We start from the raw sequence: 19,888 nt of genomic DNA, 5'->3' as shown, positions 1-19,888 counted from the left end.
GTATAACTTTTTTAGATTATAAAGAAAACAGCAGAACAAGCGGTATTTTTAGATTTTTTGGGGAAAAGTAGTGGATTAAAATTAGAGTAATATAGCTGAAGAAACTTTGCAGGGGCACGGATAATACCAAGTTATAAAAATAAAAGCTATAACTGATATCAGATCTTAAGATGCGTTTCTCTAGATAATAGTTGCAACGACACTCCTCCTAGAGTGACAATGACCTGATTATAAAAACAGTATGGAAATGGCGACCTATGAGTAAACTCTTTGACTTGGTATCGGACTACAGCCCGTCCGGTGACCAGCCGACTGCGATAACCAAATTATTGGACGGACTAGATTCCGGTTTGGCACATCAAACTTTATTAGGGGTAACAGGCTCTGGTAAAACCTTTACTCTTGCCAACGTCATTTCCCAATCTCAAAGACCTGCGATCCTGTTAGCGCCTAATAAGACATTGGCGGCTCAACTTTACGGTGAGATGAAATCTTTCTTTCCAAACAATGCCGTTGAGTATTTCGTTTCTTACTACGATTACTACCAACCTGAAGCCTACGTTCCAACCACGGACACGTTCATCGAGAAAGATGCGTCTGTGAACGCTCATATTGAACAGATGAGGCTTTCGGCAACCAAAGCCTTACTCGAGCGAAAAGACGCCATCATTGTGGCTTCTGTGTCGGCTATCTACGGTCTTGGTGATCCTAAGTCTTACTTGAAGATGATGCTTCATTTGAGTCGCGGTGAGGTGATGGATCAGCGTGATATTTTACGCCGCTTGGCTGAGCTGCAATATTCAAGAAACGATGTCGCCTTTGAACGTGGTCAGTTCCGTGTTCGTGGTGAAGTGATCGATATCTTCCCGGCTGAATCTGACCAAGATGCGGTTCGAATTGAGATGTTCGATGACGAAGTCGATTGTATTAGTATTTTTGATCCACTGACTGGTGCGATTAAGCAAAGAGACTTACCACGCTTTACGGTCTATCCAAAAACTCACTATGTAACCCCAAGAGAAAAAATCCTTGAAGCGATTGAGAAGATTAAAGATGAATTGCGCGATAGGGCTCAATACCTAAAAGACAACAACAAACTGTTAGAAGAACAACGTATCTCTCAAAGAACACAGTTTGATATCGAGATGATGACTGAGCTTGGCTTTTGTTCGGGTATCGAAAACTATTCACGATACTTAAGCGGTCGTGCGGAAGGGGAAGCGCCCCCTACGCTGTTCGATTATTTACCTAACGATGGCCTGCTGATCATCGATGAGTCACACGTAACGGTGCCGCAAATTGGTGCCATGTATAAAGGTGACCGATCTCGGAAAGAAACCTTGGTTGAGTTTGGTTTCAGGCTGCCTTCTGCGCTGGATAACCGTCCTATGAAGTTTGACGAGTTTGAATCGATCGCTCCGCAGACGATATTCGTTTCAGCAACGCCTGGTAACTATGAGATAGAAAAATCAGATGGCGAAATTGCCGATCAAGTGGTTCGTCCGACGGGTTTGCTTGACCCTATTATTGAAGTTCGTCCGGTTGCTACTCAGGTTGATGACTTGTTATCTGAGATAAGAATACGCTCTGTTAAGGAAGAGCGAGTGTTGGTCACGACGCTAACGAAACGAATGGCAGAAGATTTAACAGAGTATCTCAGTGAACACGGGGTTAAAGTGCGTTACTTACACTCAGACATCGACACCGTTGAGCGTGTCGAGATCATTCGAGATCTACGTTTAGGCGAGTTTGATGTGTTAGTGGGTATTAACTTACTTCGTGAAGGTTTGGATATGCCTGAAGTATCGCTGGTGGCGATTCTTGATGCTGACAAAGAGGGCTTCTTGCGATCTGAACGTTCTCTTATTCAAACGATTGGTCGTGCGGCACGTAACTTGGAGGGTCGAGCGATCTTGTATGGAGACTCAATTACTAAGTCGATGAGAAAAGCGATTGATGAAACCGACCGTCGCAGGGAGAAACAACAGGCTTACAATGAAGAGCAAGGCATCACTCCGCAAGCACTGAAACGTAATATCAAAGATATTATGGAGCTGGGTGATCTCACTAAGTCGAAACAGCAGCGACAATCTAAGCAGGTTCCACTATCGAAAGTCGCCGAGCCTTCTGAAAATTACACCGTGCTTACCCCGCAGCAGCTTGATAAAGAGATCAGTAAGCTAGAAGCTACGATGTATCAACATGCTCAGAACTTGGAATTTGAATTAGCGGCGCAAAAGCGTGATGAGATAGAGCAGTTGAGAAAGCAGTTCATTACCAACAGCTAATCTCAATTCTTATTCAAGAAGTTTATATCGGAAAAATTTAAAGTGGAGAGTGTTTCAGACAAAAAACAGCCAGTAGTAAATGTTCTACTGGCTTACGTTTGTGAACACTGAGTCCACTAACAACGTCAGTTGGCTAGGTGACCCGAAGGTCAATCTAGCCGTTGCATCGTTCGTGCCATGTAGCTAATACATTGATTATTTGAAGCAGGTAGAGAAATATAATACAAATACCGTGGTTGATTTGCATAATGCAAAGCGGAATGCGACTATAATAAGAAATGCAAATTATAAATGGCTAGGATATGCAATCAAAAACGCTAGATAACAAATCAAAGTATTTGTTGATGGTGGAGGATACGGCTTCGGTCGCCGCTTTATATCGCTCGTATCTTACACCGCTCGAAATTGATATCAACATTGTCGGCACAGGTCGCGATGCAATTGAGAGTTTGAATCATCGAATCCCTGACCTCATCTTATTAGATCTGCGCCTTCCTGATATGACGGGTATGGACGTACTATTTGCTGTAAAACAAAAATACCCAGAAGTCCCCGTTATCTTCATGACGGCTCACGGCTCTATCGATACCGCAGTAGAAGCCATGCGTCATGGTTCTCAAGATTTCCTTATTAAACCTTGTGAAGCCGATCGACTCCGTATAACGGTGAATAACGCGATACGCAAAGCCACTAAACTGAAGAACAGTTCTGAAAACCCGGGTAATCAAAACTATCAAGGATTCATCGGTAGTAGCCAAACCATGCAGCAGGTTTATCGAACAATCGATTCCGCGGCATCGAGTAAAGCGAGTATTTTCATTACCGGTGAAAGTGGTACCGGAAAAGAGGTGTGTGCAGAAGCGATTCACGCGGCGAGTAAGCGTGGTGATAAGCCATTCATTGCGATTAACTGTGCGGCTATTCCTAAAGATTTAATCGAAAGTGAGCTGTTTGGTCACGTAAAAGGTGCCTTTACTGGCGCTGCAACCGATCGTCAAGGTGCGGCTGAACTTGCCGATGGTGGAACCTTGTTCCTCGATGAGTTGTGTGAGATGGATCTTGAGCTACAAACCAAGCTTTTGCGTTTTATTCAAACGGGCACTTTCCAAAAAGTAGGCTCTTCGAAGATGAAGAGTGTGGATGTTCGTTTTGTATGTGCAACCAACCGAGACCCTTGGAAAGAAGTCCAAGAAGGTCGCTTTAGAGAAGATTTGTACTACCGTTTATATGTAATTCCACTGCACCTACCGCCATTGCGTGAGCGTGGCGAGGATGTTATCGAGATTGCATATTCACTGCTGGGCTACATGTCTGTTGAGGAAGGTAAGGCCTTTGTTCGTTTTGCTCAGGAAGTGCTGGACCGCTTTAACCAATACGAGTGGCCGGGTAACGTTCGTCAGCTACAAAATGTGTTGCGAAACGTGGTGGTACTGAACAATGGTAAAGAGATTACCCTGAACATGCTTCCACCTCCACTGAACCAGCCGATTGAGAGCAGTCTGCGGTTGAAAGAGATGCAAAATGAAGACATCACTGTAAAAGACATTTTCCCATTGTGGATCACTGAAAAAACAGCGATTGAACAGGCCATAAAAGCATGTGATGGCAACATCCCTCGTGCGGCAGGCTTCTTAGATGTCAGTCCATCGACGATATATCGTAAGTTACAAACGTGGAATGCGAAGCAGTAGTCACTAAACAATAAGAAAAGAACAATGACGAAAGTATTAAATCAGCAAAAAGTTGATGAGCTTGCCAGTGAAATAGGGCCAGAGAATGTGCCAGTTTTATTGGACATCTTTTTAGGTGAATTGAAAGGTTATTATGAGCATCTAGAGCTTAATAAAGATAACGATACTTCCAAATATTTGGCTGATATTAGCCATGCACTTAAAAGCAGTGCGGCGAGTTTTGGCGCAGATTCATTGTGCAGTTTTGCGATCAGCTTGGATGCAAAAGTAAAACAAGCCTTGCCTGTGACAGAGGTTGATTTTCAAAATATGCAAGAACTGTTGCTAACAACTTATCAGGAATATCAGCAGTTGATGACCGACATCTAAAACCGCTGATGGCGACGTATACTAGATACAGGCACAAAAAAAGGAGCGTTATGCTCCTTTTTTACATCATCAATATGGACCTAGGCTAGCTGGAATCTAATTGCCTGCTGAAGCTTTATACGGTCATGTCGCCAATCTCGATTGGGAGAAGCAAGGTCAGTGGTTATACAGTTCCAGAGTCCTTCAAGTTCAGGGTGTGGAGCATTGCCCAGCACGACATCGATTTTTCTCGCTTTACAGGTGCGCTCACACCACTCTAATTGTTCTTGAAGGGTCATTTTCCCTGCAGGGCCGTGCTCTGGCGAAAGGTTTTCAACGAAGATAACTTTAGCCTTAGCGTTCTCCGAGATTGCTTTACCAATTTCAGGCAGAAGAAGCGGGGGCATCACACTGGTCAGAAAGCTGCCAGGACCAAGAACGATACAGTCTGCTTGTTCGACGGCCGCAACGGCTTCTTTGGTTGCGGGGACTTCTGGCGACAAATCCATCATGCGTAGCTTTTCGGTCATGTCATCAACATTGGTTTCGCCGGTTACCCAACGACCGTCCATGGATAGGGCTGTGAGGTCAGAAGGGTGCTCCGTCATTGGGACGATATTGACATCGACCTTGAGCATATTTCGAATTAGGTTAATCGCTTCTAGTGGGCGAACCGAGAGGTTGTCTAATGCAGTGAGCATTAGGTTACCTAAGTTATGACCGTCGAGTTCGCCTTGGCCGCGAAAGCGGTATTCGAACATCATCGAGCTAATTGAAGGTTCTGTTATTAATTGGTTGATACAGTTGCGTGTATCTCCCCAAGCGATACCACCTTGGCAGTCTCGAATTCGTCCTGTTGAGCCGCCATTATCCGTTGTTGCAACAATGCCAGTTGCGTTGTTACCAAAGTCTTTTAGTGCAGCAAGCATACGACCTAAGCCATGGCCTCCACCGATTGCTACGACTTTCTTTGAAGCGTAAATATTCATTTTTTATTCTTGTTAGATTATTACCAACTATAATTTAGGTTAAATACTTCTCGCTATATACTCAACAAGAGTTATTTTGAGCGTTTGATACGTTTTTTTTGCCGATGTGGCCCGTTTTTTACCATCAGAGCTAGATTCACGTACAAATATTAAGTATTTTATTACTCAGCTACTGCGTGTGTGAATATAACGTGCAGTTGCCATAACTCCGAGCTCTCGCATGCTAAGTCGCACAGTGGTATTTGCTGTACCGATACGCATCAAGAGCCAGTGACATGTTGTCACAAGGGCTTAATTGGAAATGATTATGCCTCCCGTGTTTGGAAAGGTGTTCCGTGGCGCAACAATTCGAAGATAGATTCCATCGTAAGTTTTATTACTTGCGCTTGTCGGTTACAGACGTCTGTAACTTTAAATGTACTTACTGCTTGCCAGATGGTTATAAACCGTCAGGGCAAAAAAATTCGTCTTTTTTAAGTGTTCCCGAGATCAAACGCGTTGTTAAAGCGTTTGCAGATTGTGGTACCTCAAAGATCCGCATTACAGGCGGAGAGCCGAGCCTGCGTAAAGACTTTCCTGAAATCATACATACCGTCGCTTCTACTCCTGGCATCGAAAAAGTAGCCACCACAACTAATGGCTACCGCATGGAGAAACAAGTAGAGCAATGGCGTGATGCTGGTTTAACCCACATAAACGTTAGCGTGGATAGTTTAGATTCGCGTATGTTCCATCAGATCACTGGTGAGAATAAGTTTACAGAGGTTATGCGAGGTATTGATAAAGCGTTTGAGGTTGGCTTTGAACAAGTCAAAGTAAACGTCGTATTAATGAAAGACCTCAATAGTCAGGAGTTACCAGCCTTCCTTAATTGGATCAAAGACAAACCTATTCAATTACGTTTTATCGAGCTTATGAAAACCGGCGAGATGGACGAGTTGTTCGATAAACACCATGTTTCTGGCGTTGCGATTCGCAATCAGCTTATTGCTAATGGTTGGCTATTAAAAGTCAAAGCCGTTAATGATGGTCCGGCACAAGTGTTTGTCCACCCAGACTACAAGGGTGAAATCGGTTTAATCATGCCTTATGAGAAAGACTTTTGTGAGAGTTGTAACCGACTGCGCGTTTCAGCGACCGGTAAACTTCACCTATGTCTGTTTGGCGACCACGGTGTTGAACTGCGAGATCTGATTCAAGAAGATCAACAAGAGCAAGAGCTCATTGATCGAATTCAGGCTCAGCTTCAAACTAAGTCCGTTAGCCACTTCTTACACGATGGCAACAGCGGCATGACTCCAAACTTGGCGTCAATCGGCGGTTAACCCGCTACACACTCTAAAGCATTTTATCGCTCAGCTTCCTTAGGCTGGGCGAATCAGTCTAATCATTGAAAATTTATATAGGTGAACAAATGGGTCACGCAGAAAGCAAATTCCAAGCAGCAAACATTGCAGTACTAACGGTTTCAGATACACGTACAGAAGAAAATGACACGTCAGGTGGTTACCTAGCTGAGCATGCTAAAGAAGCGGGTCACAACGTGGTTGATAAGCAAATCGTTATTGACGATATGTACAAGATCCGCGCGATCGTATCTCAGTGGATCGCTGATGACAGCGTGCAAGCGATCATGATCACTGGCGGTACGGGTTTCACTTCTCGTGACAGTACACCTGAAGCACTTAAGCCACTATTCGACAAAGAAGTAGAAGGCTTTGGTGAGCTTTTCCGTCAAGTGTCTTACGAAGAGATTGGTACTTCGACAATTCAGTCGCGTGCGATTGCGGGCTTTGCTAACCACACAGTAATCTTTGCGATGCCAGGTTCTACAGGTGCTTGTCGCACCGGTTGGACGAAGATCATCAAGCAACAAATGGATGCTAGCCACCGCCCTTGTAACTTTATGCCACATCTTTCTGTATAAGGTGGTTTGAGTATGAGCCAATTTACACACATTAATGCGTCTGGCGAAGCGAACATGGTCGATGTATCGGCTAAAGCGGAAACTGTACGCGAAGCGAGAGCGGAAGCTTTCGTTCAAATGTCAGCAGAAACGCTAGAGCTGATTGTTTCTGGTAGCCACCATAAAGGTGATGTTTTTGCGACGGCACGTATTGCTGGCATCCAAGCGGCGAAGAAGACCTGGGACTTGATTCCACTGTGCCACCCTCTACTACTAACTAAAGTAGAAGTGCAGCTAGAAGCTATCGAATCTGAAAACAAGGTTCGCATTGAATCTGTTTGTAAGCTTGCAGGTAAGACAGGCGTTGAGATGGAAGCGCTAACGGCTGCTTCTGTTGCTGCGCTAACGATTTACGATATGTGTAAAGCTGTTCAGAAAGACATTGTTATCGAGAATGTACGCCTGTTAGAGAAGACGGGTGGTAAATCAGGTCACTTCAAGGTGGAATCATGATTACTGTACTGTTCTTTGCTCAAACTCGTGAGCTTGTCGGTGTCGATAGCCTAGAAGTCGATGCACAATTTAATACCATTGAAGCGATTCGCAGCCACCTTGTAGCACAAGAAGGCAAGTGGGATATCGCATTGGAAGAGGGCAAGCTTCTGGCTGCACTTAACCAATCAATCGTACCTTTGACAACTGAAGTGAAAGAAGGCGACGAAGTGGCTTTCTTCCCACCAGTTACTGGAGGCTAGTCATGAATGATTCTCGAGTTATAGATCTAAGAGTAGTAGTTACTGCTGAAGACTTTTCTGTGGGTGACGAATACGATTATCTAGCTCAAGGTACAGCTGCAGGAGCGGTAGTGACGTTTGTTGGTAAAGTTCGCGACATGAATCTTGGCGACAACGTAATTGGTTTGTCTCTAGAGCATTATCCGGGTATGACAGAGAAGTCGCTGAGCGAGATTTGCGACCAAGCTGAAGCTCGCTGGCCGATTGAGAAGATGCGAGTGATTCACCGCGTGGGTGACCTAGATATCGGTGACCAGATTGTTTACGTTGGTGTATCCAGTGCGCATCGTGGCGCTGCCTTCGAAGCGTGTGAGTTTGTTATGGACTTTCTGAAAACCAAAGCGCCGTTTTGGAAAAAAGAACGTACTACTGAAACCACTCGTTGGGTAGATTCGCGAGATTCCGATGCTAAGGCTGCAGAACGTTGGGAAAAATAGCCCGTTAATATTTCGTCACGTCTTTAAATAGTGGAACTGATATATACAGTCCTGACGAAATTAGTAGTCCTTATTTAAATAAACGAAGCCGACTCCCTAAGTCGGCTTTTTTGTATTTGTTATAGCGTTATATATAAATAAATTGTATTTTAATAAATGATTAAGCACTTCCTGTGAATATAAATTCTAATGACAAACTAGCCCTTATTGGTGCAGTATTTCTTCTGTTTTGGTGCAGTGTATTATGCTGTTTTGTATAAAGTGATAACCCTCACAAATAGTGCAGTCTGTTTAGGGGATATGTGATGTGCAATTAGATTTGATGTGGCATTAATGTTAATTTGTTGGCCGTGTTCTAGCATAAGATGCTAAAAAAAAGTATCAGTACAGATACATCAACACTAAAGGCTGTTTTTTAATAAATCCCTATGCGTAACTCACTATGTATTGGAGTTTTATTAGATTAATACACTGACACCTTGAATATTTCGGAGAATTATCCGATTTTTTGCGGCTTGTTTATGGCAAATTACTTCAATGGTTGATAGTGTGTGCCTCAATCTTTGTAAGGTTTTAGGTTTTTATGCTTATATTTTGAGCTAAATAAATCTAAATCACTGCCGTTCAGTGAACCTAGCAAAGAAGTCATGGATGCAATACGAAAAACTTGGAGTTTATTAAATGTACAAGAATAAAATCACTCAAGCCCTTCTTCTAGGTGCTGGTTTGGCAGTGGCTGCCACTTCTACTCTTTCTATCGCTGCTGAAGTTCCAGCAGGCACTGAACTAGCAAAAGTTCAGGAACTGGTTCGTGGTAACGGTACTGAAGTAGCAACACTCGACCCTCACAAATCTCAAGGTGTACCAGAATCTCACGTAATTCGTGACCTTCTAGAAGGTTTAGTGAACCAAGATGGCGACGGCAATACTATCCCAGGAGTAGCTGAAAGCTGGGAAACGACAGACAACAAAACATTTACTTTCCACCTGCGTAAAGACGCTAAATGGTCTAATGGCGATCCTGTAACGGCGAATGACTTCGTTTACAGCTTCCAACGTGCCGTTGATCCTTTAACTGCTTCTCCATACGCTTGGTATATGGAATATACCAAGATGGCGAATGCGAAAGATATCGTCGCGGGTAAGAAAGACAAGAGTGAACTAGGCGTAAAAGCTTTAGATGACTACACGTTAGAAGTGACATTAGATACAGCTGTCCCATATTTCGTAATGATGATGGGTCACACAACAGTGAAGCCAGTACATAAAGCAACTGTTGAAAAATTCGGTGACCAGTGGACTAAGCCTGAAAACTTTGTTGGTAATGGTGCATTTGTTCCAAATCAATGGGTAGTTAACGAGCGTCTTGAACTAGTACGCAACGAAAATTACTGGGATAACGAACATACAGTTCTTAACAAAGTAACATTCCTACCAATTGAGAACCAAGTTGCGGAAATGAACCGCTTCCTTTCTGGCGAACTAGATTTCACATACGAAGTGCCTAACGAGCACTTCCGTCGCTTACAGAAAGAGTATCCAGAAGATGTAAACATTAAGGGTAACCTGTGTACTTATTACTACCAATTTAATGCACAGAAAGCACCTTTCGACGATGTACGTGTTCGTAAAGCAATGTCTTATGCGATGGACCGTGACATCGTGACGAAAGCGATTCTTGGTCAAGGCCAAAAACCAGCTTACTTCTTGACTCCTGAAATTACTGCTGGTTTTGACCCGGTAACTCCAGAGTATGGTCAACTTTCTCAAAAAGAGCGTATTGCTGAAGCGAAGCGTCTTCTTGAAGAAGCTGGCTACACGAAGAGCAACCCACTTGAATTCAACCTGCTTTACAACACGTCTGAAAATCACAAGAAGCTTGCTGTAGCAATCGCATCAATGTGGAAGAAAGAGCTTGGTATTAACGCGAAACTCGAAAACCAAGAGTGGAAATCATACCTAGACAGTAAAGATACTGGTAACTTTGACGTTGCTCGTGCAGGTTGGTGTGGTGACTACAATGAAGCATCTTCATTCCTAACATTGATGGTTAGCCAAAATACAACTGCTGGTCAGCACTATAAGAGCGCAGACTATGACAAGATTATCGATAAAGCACTAAGCTCTACTTCAGAAGAAGAGCGTACTAAGCTATATATCGAAGCAGAAAAATTGCTAGCTAAAGACATGCCAATTGCTCCAGTCTACCAGTACGTTACAACACGTCTTGTATCACCTCAGCTAGGTGGTTACCCAGAAGGTAACGCCGAAGATAAGATCTATTCAAAAGATCTTTATATCAAAGCAAAATAACCTCCTATAAAAATAAAATATAACTAACTTAGACCTGTGTGCGAGAAATCGCACGCAGTGTCTATTTAATTTTTAATTGTCACAGACTGAAAAGAGTGAGTTTATGCTTAAATTCATTATGAAAAGGATATTCGAAGCGATTCCAACCATGTTGGTGTTGATCACTATATCTTTCTTTCTCATGCGTTTCGCACCGGGTAACCCGTTTTCGAGCGAACGCCCATTACCGCCAGAAGTTATGGCTAACATCGAAGCTAAATACGGCTTAGATAAACCTGTATTTGAACAGTACACAACGTACTTGACTAACATCGTTCAAGGTGACTTTGGTCCATCATTCAAATATCAAGATTACACCGTAAATGAGCTGATCGCAGTTGCGCTTCCTGTATCTGCGAAGGTCGGTTTTGTTGCCTTTATCTTTACCCTGATTATGGGGGTATCGGTCGGAACCATTGCCGCATTGAAACACAACACCTGGGTCGACTACACCATAATGTCGACTGCCATGCTCGGGGTGGTCATGCCGTCCTTCGTGTTGGCACCAGCGCTTATTTACCTATTCTCTCTACACTGGCATATATTTCCAGCAGGTGGTTGGCACGGGGGTACTTATATGTACATCGTCCTGCCAGTTATTGCGATGTCTCTTCTGTACGTAGCCACTTTTGCTCGTATCACTCGTGGTAGCATGATTGAAACTCTAAACAGTAACTTTATTCGAACGGCTCGCGCAAAAGGTCTAAGTTACCGTTACATTGTTCTTAAACATGCACTTAAACCAGCCCTGCTTCCTGTTGTTTCTTATATGGGACCTGCGTTCGTAGGTATCATTACAGGTTCAGTTGTCGTTGAAACCATCTTCGGCCTACCGGGTATCGGCAAACTGTTTGTTAACGCCGCGTTTAACCGTGACTATTCGCTAGTAATGGGTGTAACCATTTTGATTGGTTTCCTATTTATCTTATTCAACGCGATCGTTGATATTTTACTAGCGCTTATAGACCCGAAAATTCGCTACTAGCAGGACGCATGGTTATGTTGAAGAAAAAAGAAAACTTAGAAGCGATCGAAAAATTCTCTGAGAGTTTGGAAATTGAAGGTCGCAGTTTGTGGCAAGATGCGCGTATTCGTTTTATGCGTAACAAAGCGGCAATGGTCAGTCTATTTATCCTTACGCTCATGGTGCTATCGGTCATTTTCTTACCGATGCTAGCACAGCATGCTTATGATGATACTGACTGGTACGCAATGCATGCAGCACCAAGCGTGGATCATTGGTTTGGTACCGACAGTTTAGGTCGTGACCTATATGTTCGTACGATGATTGGCGGCCGTATATCTCTTATGGTAGGTGTGATGGGTGCATTCGTAGCGGTACTGATTGGTACGCTTTACGGTGCAGCTTCAGGCTTCATTGGCGGTCGCACTGACCGAGTAATGATGCGAATCCTGGAGATCCTATACGCGGTGCCATTCATGTTCCTAGTAATCGTACTGGTAACGTTCTTTGGTCGTAACATCGTACTGATCTTTGTTGCTATCGGTGCTATTGCTTGGCTCGATATGGCGCGTATTGTACGTGGCCAAACATTGAGTTTACGTAGTAAAGAGTTCATTGAAGCTGCTCACGTATGTGGTGTCAGCAAATGGAAAATCATTACACGTCATATCGTACCGAACGTATTGGGTATTGTTGCGGTTTACTCAACGCTTCTTATTCCAAGCATGATCCTTACAGAATCATTCTTATCTTTCCTTGGTCTTGGTGTTCAAGAGCCTATGACAAGTTGGGGCGCGCTGTTACAAGAAGGCTCGCAAACAATGGAAGTTGCTATCTGGCAACTGGCATTTCCAGCAGCATTCATGGTAGTTACCCTGTTCTGCTTTAACTACGTAGGTGATGGTCTGCGCGACGCGCTTGATCCAAAAGACAGATAACGAAATAGCAATTAAAAGCTATAAAAGATTAAGGAAGCAATAATGAGCTTATTAGATGTCAAAGATCTGCGCGTCGAATTTACCACGCAAGATGGTACCGTAACCGCAGTAAACGACCTGAATTTCTCACTCAACCAAGGCGAAACGCTAGGTATCGTTGGTGAGTCAGGTTCGGGAAAGTCTCAAACGGTATTTGCACTGATGGGGTTGCTGGCTAAGAACGGCATCATCTCAGGCAGTGCAAAGTTTGAAGGCAACGAAATTCTCAACCTACCTGAGAAAGAATTGAACAAAGTTCGCGCTGAACAGATCGCGATGATCTTCCAAGATCCAATGACCTCACTGAACCCTTACATGAAAGTATGTGATCAGTTGATGGAAGTTCTCATGCTGCATAAAGGTATGGGTAAAGCGGAAGCGTTCGAAGAATCAGTACGCATGCTTGAAGCGGTGAAAATCCCTGAAGCACGTAAACGTATTACCATGTATCCACACGAATTTTCTGGCGGTATGCGTCAACGTGTGATGATTGCAATGGCCCTGCTGTGTCGTCCGAAACTGCTTATCGCGGATGAACCAACAACGGCGTTGGATGTAACTATTCAAGCGCAAATCATGGAATTGCTGAACGAGCTTAAAGATGAGTTTAATACTGCGATTATCATGATCACCCATGACTTGGGTGTGGTTGCTGGTTCTTGTGACAAAGTATTGGTGATGTACGCAGGTCGTACTATGGAATACGGCACGGTTGATGAAATCTTCTATGAGCCAAGCCATCCCTATGCGGAAGGCCTGCTTAAAGCAATTCCTCGTTTGGATACCGAAGGTGAAATTTTACCGACGATTCCAGGAAACCCACCCAACTTACTTCGCCTACCGACAGGTTGTCCTTACCAAGACCGCTGTCACCGCGTAATGGACCGTTGTAAGCAAGAAGCACCGATTTTGCAGCCATTTGCTAAAGACCGTCAGCGTGCTTGTTTTTCTGATTGGGAGACTTGGACAAAATGAGTAAAGAATTACTATTAGATATTAAAAACCTTAAGGTTCACTTTAGCATTGCGGCTAAGTCTGCTTGGCCTTGGGCGAAACCATCAAACCTTAAAGCGGTTGATGGTGTGGATGTTCACCTTTACGAAGGTGAGACTCTGGGTGTAGTAGGTGAGTCTGGCTGTGGTAAATCAACATTTGCCCGCGCAATTATTGGTTTAGTTGAGGCAACTGAAGGCGAAGTTATGTGGTTAGGTCAAGACCTGACTAAGATGCAGGAAGTGAAGCGTCGTGAGACTCGTAAAGAGATTCAGATGATCTTCCAAGACCCGCTAGCATCGCTTAACCCGCGCATGTCAGTTGGAGACATCATTGCTGAGCCTCTACAAACTTTCTATCCTGAGCTTTCTAAACAGGAAGTGAAAGATCGAGTTAAAGAGATGATGGCAAAGGTTGGTCTACTGCCCAACGTAATCAACCGTTACCCACATGAATTCTCTGGTGGTCAGTGTCAACGTATCGGTATCGCGCGTGCACTTATCTTGAAGCCTAAGATGATCATCTGTGATGAGCCGGTTTCTGCTCTGGATGTATCTATCCAAGCTCAAGTAGTAAACCTTCTAATGGAACTACAGAAAGAGCTAGGTTTGTCTTTGGTATTCATCGCGCACGATTTGTCGGTTGTGAAACACATCTCTGACCGTGTATTGGTGATGTATTTGGGTAATGCGGTAGAACTTGGTGAATCAGATGCTTTGTTCTCCGATCCTAAGCACCCATACACCAAAGCGTTGATGTCTGCTGTTCCTATTCCAGATCCTCGCTTAGAGCGCAGCAAAACGATTCAGATGTTGGAAGGTGATTTACCTTCACCAATCAATCCACCGTCAGGTTGTGTGTTCCGTACTCGTTGCCCACAAGCAACTGAGGCTTGTGCTCAAACTAAGCCAACAATTCAAGGCGATGACGTACACGCAGTATCTTGCTTGCACGTACAAGTCTAGAACCCATTTAAAACGGTTCAGCCTGTGACAGGCTTAAGCGCAACTTTTTTATGAGTTGCGCTTTTTTTGTGTCTAGACTTTCACGCTGAACAAGCTTCATCAAATAATTCGAACAACTAAGCCAACTTCTTCTGGTTTTGAAACCGTGGGCTTTTTTTATACTAATACTAATCGTAGTAAATAACTGCTCATCCTAGCTTGTTAAAACGCTTGATAACGGCGTTAGAATTTTTGATTGTAGAATAACTACTAACAGAAAAATTCTGCCTTGTTCTCAAGCCTTTTTCTGCGCTATTTCTGAACATTTACTTACTGTGATTGGTATATAAAATTTTGGATGACAGAGGTTTGGATATGGGTAAGTTAGTTGAAGGTGTGTGGCATGATGTTTGGTACGACACTAAGGAAAGTGGCGGCAAATTTGTTCGTGAAGATGCTGGCTTTCGAAGCTGGGTAGAGAACAAGTCGGGCGCACAATTTCAGCCAGAAAGCGGCCGTTATCATTTATATGTATCATTAGCTTGCCCTTGGGCGCACCGAACTCTGATCTTTCGTGAGCTGAAAGACCTAACCGATCATATTGATGTGACGGTAGTCTGTCCAGACATGATGAGTGAAGGTTGGCAAATGGGGTTACCTGAACCTCTGTTCGGTCATACTCGTATGCACCAAATCTACACTCAAGCTAAGCCTGATTACTCTGGCCGGGTAACGGTACCTGTGTTATGGGATAAGAAAACAAACACCATTGTAAGTAACGAGTCCTCTGAGATTATCCGCATGTTCAACTCAGAATTTAATGAGTTAACGGGCAACACAGACGATTACTACCCGTGGGAATTAGCGAGCAAGATTGATCAGTGGAACGATTATATTTATCCGAATATCAATAATGGTGTATACCGAACGGGCTTTGCGACAACACAAGAAGCCTACGAAGAAGCGTATGACTCGTTGTTTGAAGCTTTAGATAAAGTTGACGCCCACCTTAGTGAGCACCGTTATCTAGCGGGTAACGAGATTACAGAAGCAGATTGGAGATTATTTACCACTCTGGTTCGATTTGATGCGGTCTATGTCGGGCATTTCAAGTGCAATAAACAGCGCATTGCTGATTACGTCCATATTCAAGGTTATCTAAAAGAGTTGTATCAAGTGAAGGGAATCAAAGAGACGACCGACTTTTACCATATAAAGCGTCACTATTACTACAGTCACACAGGTATCAACCCAACTCAAGTTGTACCAAAAGGACCAACGCTAGATTTAGAATCAGCCCACGGGCGAGGTTAGATTAATCCTCGACATAAAAAAACCCTAGATAAGAATCTAGGGTTTTTTGCTTTCTACAAAAGAAAAATTAGTTAATTACTTTTTCTTCAGCTTGAGCGGCTTGGTCTGCTTGGATAGCTGTTAGAGCTACTGTGTAAACGATATCGTCTACTAGAGCACCACGAGACAAGTCATTTACTGGCTTGCGCATACCTTGAAGCATTGGACCGATAGACACTAGGTCTGCTGAACGCTGTACCGCTTTGTAAGTCGTGTTACCCGTGTTTAGGTCTGGGAATACGAATACTGTCGCTTTACCTGCAACTGGAGAGTTAGGCGCTTTAGAAGCGGCTACGTTTTCCATGATTGCTGCGTCGTACTGAAGAGGGCCGTCGATCACTAGATCAGGACGTTTCTCTTGAGCAAGTTTGGTTGCTTCACGTACTTTATCTACGTCTGCACCTTTACCAGATTCACCAGTAGAGTAAGAGATCATAGCAACACGTGGGTCGATACCGAATGCCGCAGCAGAATCTGCAGATTGGATAGCGATTTCAGCAAGCTGTTCAGCTGTTGGATCTGGGTTGATCGCACAGTCACCGTATACAAGCACTTGATCAGGCAGAAGCATGAAGAAGATTGAAGATACGATAGAAGCATCAGGAGCAGTCTTGATGATCTGGAACGGAGGAACGATTGTGTTCGCCGTTGTGTGAACAGCACCAGAAACTAGGCCGTCAACTTCACCAGCTTCAAGCATCATAGTGCCTAGGAATACTGAATCTTCTAGCTTCTCACGAGCAACAACTTCAGTCATACCCTTAGCGCCACGAAGTTCTACTAGACGAGCTACGTAGTTTTCGCGAACTGAAGCAGAATCGATGATCTCAACGCCAGCGCCTAGCTCAACACCTTGCTGTGCAGCAACGCGACGGATTTCTTCAGGGTTACCAAGAAGTACACATGTTGCGATACCGCGTTCAGCACAGATAGATGCAGCTTTAACAGTACGTGGCTCATCACCTTCAGGAAGAACGATGCGCTTAGCCGCTTTACGAGCGAATTCTGTTAACTGGTAACGGAATGCTGGTGGGCTTAGACGGCGAATACCTTGAGTGCCTTCAGATAGAGAATCAATCCAAGGGCCATCAATGTGGCTTGCAACGTGATCGTTAACGAACTCGATACGCTCTTTATCGTCTGCAGGTACTTCTAGGTTGAAGCTCTGTAGGTTAAGAGACGTCTGCCAAGTGTTACCTTGCGCCTTAAAGATCGGTAGACCTGAAGCGAATGCAGGTGCACAAAGGTTAGCAATACTTTCTGGAATGTCGTAACCGCCAGTCAGTAGGATTGCGCCAATTTCAACACCGTTTTTCGCAGCAAGAGCCGCAGCAACGATAACGTCAGGGCGGTCTGCAGAAGTTACTAGCAGTGAACCTGGCTTGAAGTGCTCAATCATGTGCGGTAAAGAACGTGCACAGAAAGTGATGCTCTTAATACGACGAGTAGAGATTTCACCTTCGTTAACGATTTCAGCGTTAAGGTGTTTAGCCATATCAACCGCACGAGTTGCTATTAGATCGATGCTCCATGGCACACAGCCAAGAACACGGATAGGACTAGAGTTGAAGATTTGCATTACTTCAAGGTTCGCTTGTTGAGCGCTATCTGCATCGTCAAAGATTTCAGATAGGTCAGGGCGAGTACGGCCAGCTTCATCAACAGGAGCGTTAAGCTTGTTGATAATCACGCCTTTGATGTTCTTGTTCTTAGTACCGCCGAAGTTAGAACATGCTACTTCGATACGCTCTTTAAGCTGAGTAGGGTTATCAGTACCAGGAGTCGCAACGAATACGATCTCCGCACCAAGTGTTTTCGCGATTTCCGCGTTCACTTGGTTAGCAAATGGGTGCTTACGAGTAGGAACTAGGCCTTCGATTAGCGTTACTTCTGCGTCTTTGTTGATCTTGTTGTATTGCTCAACAACTGACTCAAGAAGCTCGTCCATTTTTTCACTACCGATCAAAGCTTCAGCTTTAGTCATTGCGATTGGCTCACCAATCTTAATGTCGCTGTTTGCGCTGATGATAGTAGACGTTAGATCTGGTTGGTTACCACCGCTACGAGGCTGAGCGATTGGCTTGTAGAAAGAAACACTTACGCCTTTACGCTCCATAGCGCGAAGAACACCCATGCTAACACTAGTAAGACCAACACCAGCGCTTGTAGGGATAAGCATAATAGTACGGGACATTGACGAACACCTTTAACTATTGGAAATAAAAAAAGCTCAACTGCTATTCCCACCGATATTAAAATTGGGGTAGGAATAGAAGTTGAGCCCCATTTTCTTGATATGAAAAACTGACTAGCTTCGAGTGAAGCTAGTCAGGAAAATCAATTAAAGACCTGCTAGTTTCGCAGTGTCTTCAGCAATTACTAGCTCTTCGTTAGTAGAGATAACCATTGCAGGGATACGGCTGTTAGCTGTAGTGATAGTACCTTCGCCGCCGAAACGAGCTTTAAGGTTAGCTTCACCGTCAACTTCGATGCCGAAGATGCCTAGGCGGTTAAGAACCATTTCACGGATTGGGCCAGAGTTCTCGCCGATACCGCCAGTGAAAGTGATTGCGTCTAGACGACCTTCTAGAGTTGCAGTGTAACCAGCAACGTACTTAGCTAGACGGTGACAGAACACGTCCATTGCACGAGTTGCTTCTTCTTTCTCACCGTAGTTGTCTTCAACGAAACGACAGTCAGAAGTCACTTCAGTTAGACCAGCAAGACCAGACTCTTTAGTCAGCATGTTGTTGATTTCTTCAACAGAGTAACCAAGAGCATCGTGTAGGTGGAAGATAATCGCAGGATCTAGGTCACCACAACGAGTACCCATTACAAGACCTTCAAGAGGAGTAAGACCCATAGAAGTATCTACAGATTGACCGTTCTTGATTGCACATACAGAAGCGCCGTTACCTAGGTGACAGTTGATGATGTTAACTTCTTCAACTGGCTTGTTTAGTAGGCCTGCAACTTCACGAGTGATGAATAGGTGAGAAGTACCGTGCATGCCGTAACGACGGATGCCGTGCTCTTTGTACAGGTTGTACGGCAGAGCGTATAGGTAAGACTCAGAAGGCATTGTTTGGTGGAATGCAGTGTCAAAAACAGCAACGTTTTTAAGGCCTGGGAAGTTTTGTTGAGCCGCTTCAATACCGATAAGATGAGCTGGGTTGTGAAGAGGTGCGAAAGTCGCAGCGTCTTGAATACCCTTAAGCACTTCATCAGTGATAAGTGCAGAAGAAGTGAACTGCTCGCCACCGTGAACGATACGGTGACCGATAGCGCCAAGGTTAGCTTTAAGCTCAGGCTTAGAAGCAAGAATAGTTTCTACCATGAAAGATAGTGCTTCTACGTGAGCTGCGCCCGCACCTAGTTGTGCTTCGTGCTTGCCGTCAAGTTTCCATTTCATACGAGCTTCTGGAAGACCAAGACATTCAGCAAGACCAGTTAGGTGCTCAGCACCTGTTTCTGCATCAACAACAGCAAATTTAAGAGAAGAACTACCACAGTTTAAAACTAAAACTAGCTTAGACATTAATGACTACCTGTTTATTTTTCTGATCGAAATCAGTTAAGGATGAAAATTAATCTCAAGAATAGACGAAGCACTGTTGCTTGCGTACTAACCTTGGTCAAAAAAACGTTAATTTCCGTATTAAAGTGAAAGCCACTTTTTAAGAAAAGAGGCTCTTGCATTCCTTGCAGAAGTCGTCCCAAAGTTGCTTAAATTGTAAATAAGGGCAACAATGAGATTGAGGTCTGCAAATAATAGCGATATTGTGCAAATATAACAAAAAAATTTGAAAGAATATTATTTTTCGTCAAATTTTTGTGTTTTTAGTTGATGAT

General features: G+C 43.9%; 17 protein-coding genes and 1 riboswitch. Of the genes, 14 read left to right on the top strand and 3 right to left on the bottom strand.

The window, feature by feature from the left end:
- Positions 1–257: 257 nt before the first annotated feature.
- The 3 genes from uvrB (at position 258) to luxU (ending at position 4,348) form a co-directional block, all read left to right on the top strand.
- The gene (uvrB, locus tag ACFI6G_RS15075; protein ID WP_016767675.1) at positions 258–2,288 is read left to right on the top strand and encodes an excinuclease ABC subunit UvrB; all 2,031 of its coding nucleotides are present in this window, start codon (positions 258–260) and stop codon (positions 2,286–2,288) included.
- Between the two features lie 302 nt (positions 2,289–2,590).
- Positions 2,591–3,979 (top strand): quorum-sensing sigma-54 dependent transcriptional regulator LuxO, encoded by a 1,389-nt coding sequence (luxO, locus tag ACFI6G_RS15070; RefSeq protein WP_010437172.1) that lies wholly within the window; start codon positions 2,591–2,593, stop codon positions 3,977–3,979.
- 24 nt (positions 3,980–4,003) lie between these two features.
- On the top strand, positions 4,004–4,348 hold the full coding sequence (luxU, locus tag ACFI6G_RS15065; RefSeq protein ID WP_010437174.1) for a quorum-sensing phosphorelay protein LuxU: 345 nt from the start codon (positions 4,004–4,006) through the stop codon (positions 4,346–4,348).
- Positions 4,349–4,428: 80 nt separating this feature from the next.
- Here luxU and ACFI6G_RS15060 read toward each other — a convergent pair whose 3' ends face one another.
- Entirely contained in the window at positions 4,429–5,316 is an 888-nt protein-coding gene (locus tag ACFI6G_RS15060; RefSeq protein ID WP_016793852.1) for a YvcK family protein, read from the bottom strand.
- A gap of 194 nt (positions 5,317–5,510) precedes the next feature.
- A riboswitch (molybdenum cofactor riboswitch) is annotated at positions 5,511–5,663 on the top strand.
- Here ACFI6G_RS15060 and moaA point away from each other — a divergent pair.
- From moaA to ACFI6G_RS15005, 11 genes are all read left to right on the top strand, one after another.
- Entirely contained in the window at positions 5,652–6,641 is a 990-nt protein-coding gene (moaA, locus tag ACFI6G_RS15055) for a GTP 3',8-cyclase MoaA (RefSeq protein ID WP_010437176.1), read from the top strand. It overlaps the preceding riboswitch by 12 nt.
- 89 nt (positions 6,642–6,730) lie before the next feature.
- Positions 6,731–7,243: a molybdenum cofactor biosynthesis protein B gene (gene moaB, locus ACFI6G_RS15050; protein ID WP_010437177.1), complete on the top strand. Its 513-nt coding sequence runs from the start codon at positions 6,731–6,733 to the stop codon at positions 7,241–7,243.
- 12 nt (positions 7,244–7,255) lie between these two features.
- Positions 7,256–7,735, top strand: coding sequence for a cyclic pyranopterin monophosphate synthase MoaC (gene moaC / locus ACFI6G_RS15045; protein WP_004734026.1), 480 nt, complete (start codon positions 7,256–7,258; stop codon positions 7,733–7,735).
- Positions 7,732–7,977, top strand: coding sequence for a molybdopterin synthase sulfur carrier subunit (moaD, locus tag ACFI6G_RS15040; protein WP_462710344.1), 246 nt, complete (start codon positions 7,732–7,734; stop codon positions 7,975–7,977). Before moaC ends, moaD begins: the two co-directional genes overlap by 4 nt.
- 2 nt (positions 7,978–7,979) lie before the next feature.
- Positions 7,980–8,453 (top strand): molybdopterin synthase catalytic subunit MoaE, encoded by a 474-nt coding sequence (gene moaE, locus ACFI6G_RS15035; protein ID WP_016793853.1) that lies wholly within the window; start codon positions 7,980–7,982, stop codon positions 8,451–8,453.
- Positions 8,454–9,134: 681 nt separating this feature from the next.
- Complete coding sequence (locus ACFI6G_RS15030) at positions 9,135–10,766, top strand: ABC transporter substrate-binding protein (RefSeq protein ID WP_016767672.1); 1,632 nt, start codon at positions 9,135–9,137, stop codon at positions 10,764–10,766.
- A gap of 103 nt (positions 10,767–10,869) precedes the next feature.
- Positions 10,870–11,790, top strand: a complete 921-nt coding sequence (gene oppB, locus ACFI6G_RS15025; RefSeq protein ID WP_010437199.1) for an oligopeptide ABC transporter permease OppB — start codon at positions 10,870–10,872, stop codon at positions 11,788–11,790.
- A 14-nt stretch (positions 11,791–11,804) separates the two neighbouring features.
- The gene (oppC, locus tag ACFI6G_RS15020) at positions 11,805–12,707 is read left to right on the top strand and encodes an oligopeptide ABC transporter permease OppC (RefSeq protein WP_010437200.1); all 903 of its coding nucleotides are present in this window, start codon (positions 11,805–11,807) and stop codon (positions 12,705–12,707) included.
- 42 nt (positions 12,708–12,749) lie between these two features.
- Positions 12,750–13,721 carry an ABC transporter ATP-binding protein gene (gene oppD / locus ACFI6G_RS15015; RefSeq protein ID WP_010437202.1) on the top strand — a complete coding sequence of 324 codons (972 nt, stop codon included), beginning with the start codon at positions 12,750–12,752 and terminating at the stop codon, positions 13,719–13,721.
- A complete protein-coding gene (gene oppF / locus ACFI6G_RS15010; RefSeq protein ID WP_010437204.1) occupies positions 13,718–14,704 on the top strand; it encodes a murein tripeptide/oligopeptide ABC transporter ATP binding protein OppF in 987 nt (328 codons plus the stop codon). Before oppD ends, oppF begins: the two co-directional genes overlap by 4 nt.
- Positions 14,705–15,058: 354 nt before the next feature.
- Entirely contained in the window at positions 15,059–15,997 is a 939-nt protein-coding gene (locus tag ACFI6G_RS15005; protein ID WP_010437206.1) for a glutathione S-transferase family protein, read from the top strand.
- Positions 15,998–16,064: 67 nt separating this feature from the next.
- Here ACFI6G_RS15005 and pta read toward each other — a convergent pair whose 3' ends face one another.
- Positions 16,065–18,230 carry a phosphate acetyltransferase gene (gene pta, locus ACFI6G_RS15000; protein ID WP_010437208.1) on the bottom strand — a complete coding sequence of 722 codons (2,166 nt, stop codon included), beginning with the start codon at positions 18,228–18,230 and terminating at the stop codon, positions 16,065–16,067.
- Between the two features lie 147 nt (positions 18,231–18,377).
- Positions 18,378–19,574, bottom strand: coding sequence for an acetate kinase (locus ACFI6G_RS14995; protein ID WP_010437209.1), 1,197 nt, complete (start codon positions 19,572–19,574; stop codon positions 18,378–18,380).
- Positions 19,575–19,888: the final 314 nt, after the last annotated feature.

The sequence above is a fragment of the Vibrio sp. PSi01 genome (genome assembly GCF_054960695.1).
Note: the sequence above shows the minus strand (reverse complement) of the source record. Positions and strands in the feature narration are given on the sequence as shown.

Coding starts and splice junctions, on each gene's coding strand:
- uvrB (WP_016767675.1), top strand. CDS start 258: ATGAGTAAACTCTTTGACTTGGTATCGGACTACAGCCCGTCCGGTGAC.
- luxO (WP_010437172.1), top strand. CDS start 2,591: ATGCAATCAAAAACGCTAGATAACAAATCAAAGTATTTGTTGATGGTG.
- luxU (WP_010437174.1), top strand. CDS start 4,004: ATGACGAAAGTATTAAATCAGCAAAAAGTTGATGAGCTTGCCAGTGAA.
- ACFI6G_RS15060 (WP_016793852.1), bottom strand. CDS start 5,316: ATGAATATTTACGCTTCAAAGAAAGTCGTAGCAATCGGTGGAGGCCAT.
- moaB (WP_010437177.1), top strand. CDS start 6,731: ATGGGTCACGCAGAAAGCAAATTCCAAGCAGCAAACATTGCAGTACTA.
- moaC (WP_004734026.1), top strand. CDS start 7,256: ATGAGCCAATTTACACACATTAATGCGTCTGGCGAAGCGAACATGGTC.
- moaD (WP_462710344.1), top strand. CDS start 7,732: ATGATTACTGTACTGTTCTTTGCTCAAACTCGTGAGCTTGTCGGTGTC.
- moaE (WP_016793853.1), top strand. CDS start 7,980: ATGAATGATTCTCGAGTTATAGATCTAAGAGTAGTAGTTACTGCTGAA.
- ACFI6G_RS15030 (WP_016767672.1), top strand. CDS start 9,135: ATGTACAAGAATAAAATCACTCAAGCCCTTCTTCTAGGTGCTGGTTTG.
- oppB (WP_010437199.1), top strand. CDS start 10,870: ATGCTTAAATTCATTATGAAAAGGATATTCGAAGCGATTCCAACCATG.
- oppC (WP_010437200.1), top strand. CDS start 11,805: ATGTTGAAGAAAAAAGAAAACTTAGAAGCGATCGAAAAATTCTCTGAG.
- oppD (WP_010437202.1), top strand. CDS start 12,750: ATGAGCTTATTAGATGTCAAAGATCTGCGCGTCGAATTTACCACGCAA.
- oppF (WP_010437204.1), top strand. CDS start 13,718: ATGAGTAAAGAATTACTATTAGATATTAAAAACCTTAAGGTTCACTTT.
- ACFI6G_RS15005 (WP_010437206.1), top strand. CDS start 15,059: ATGGGTAAGTTAGTTGAAGGTGTGTGGCATGATGTTTGGTACGACACT.
- pta (WP_010437208.1), bottom strand. CDS start 18,230: ATGTCCCGTACTATTATGCTTATCCCTACAAGCGCTGGTGTTGGTCTT.
- ACFI6G_RS14995 (WP_010437209.1), bottom strand. CDS start 19,574: ATGTCTAAGCTAGTTTTAGTTTTAAACTGTGGTAGTTCTTCTCTTAAA.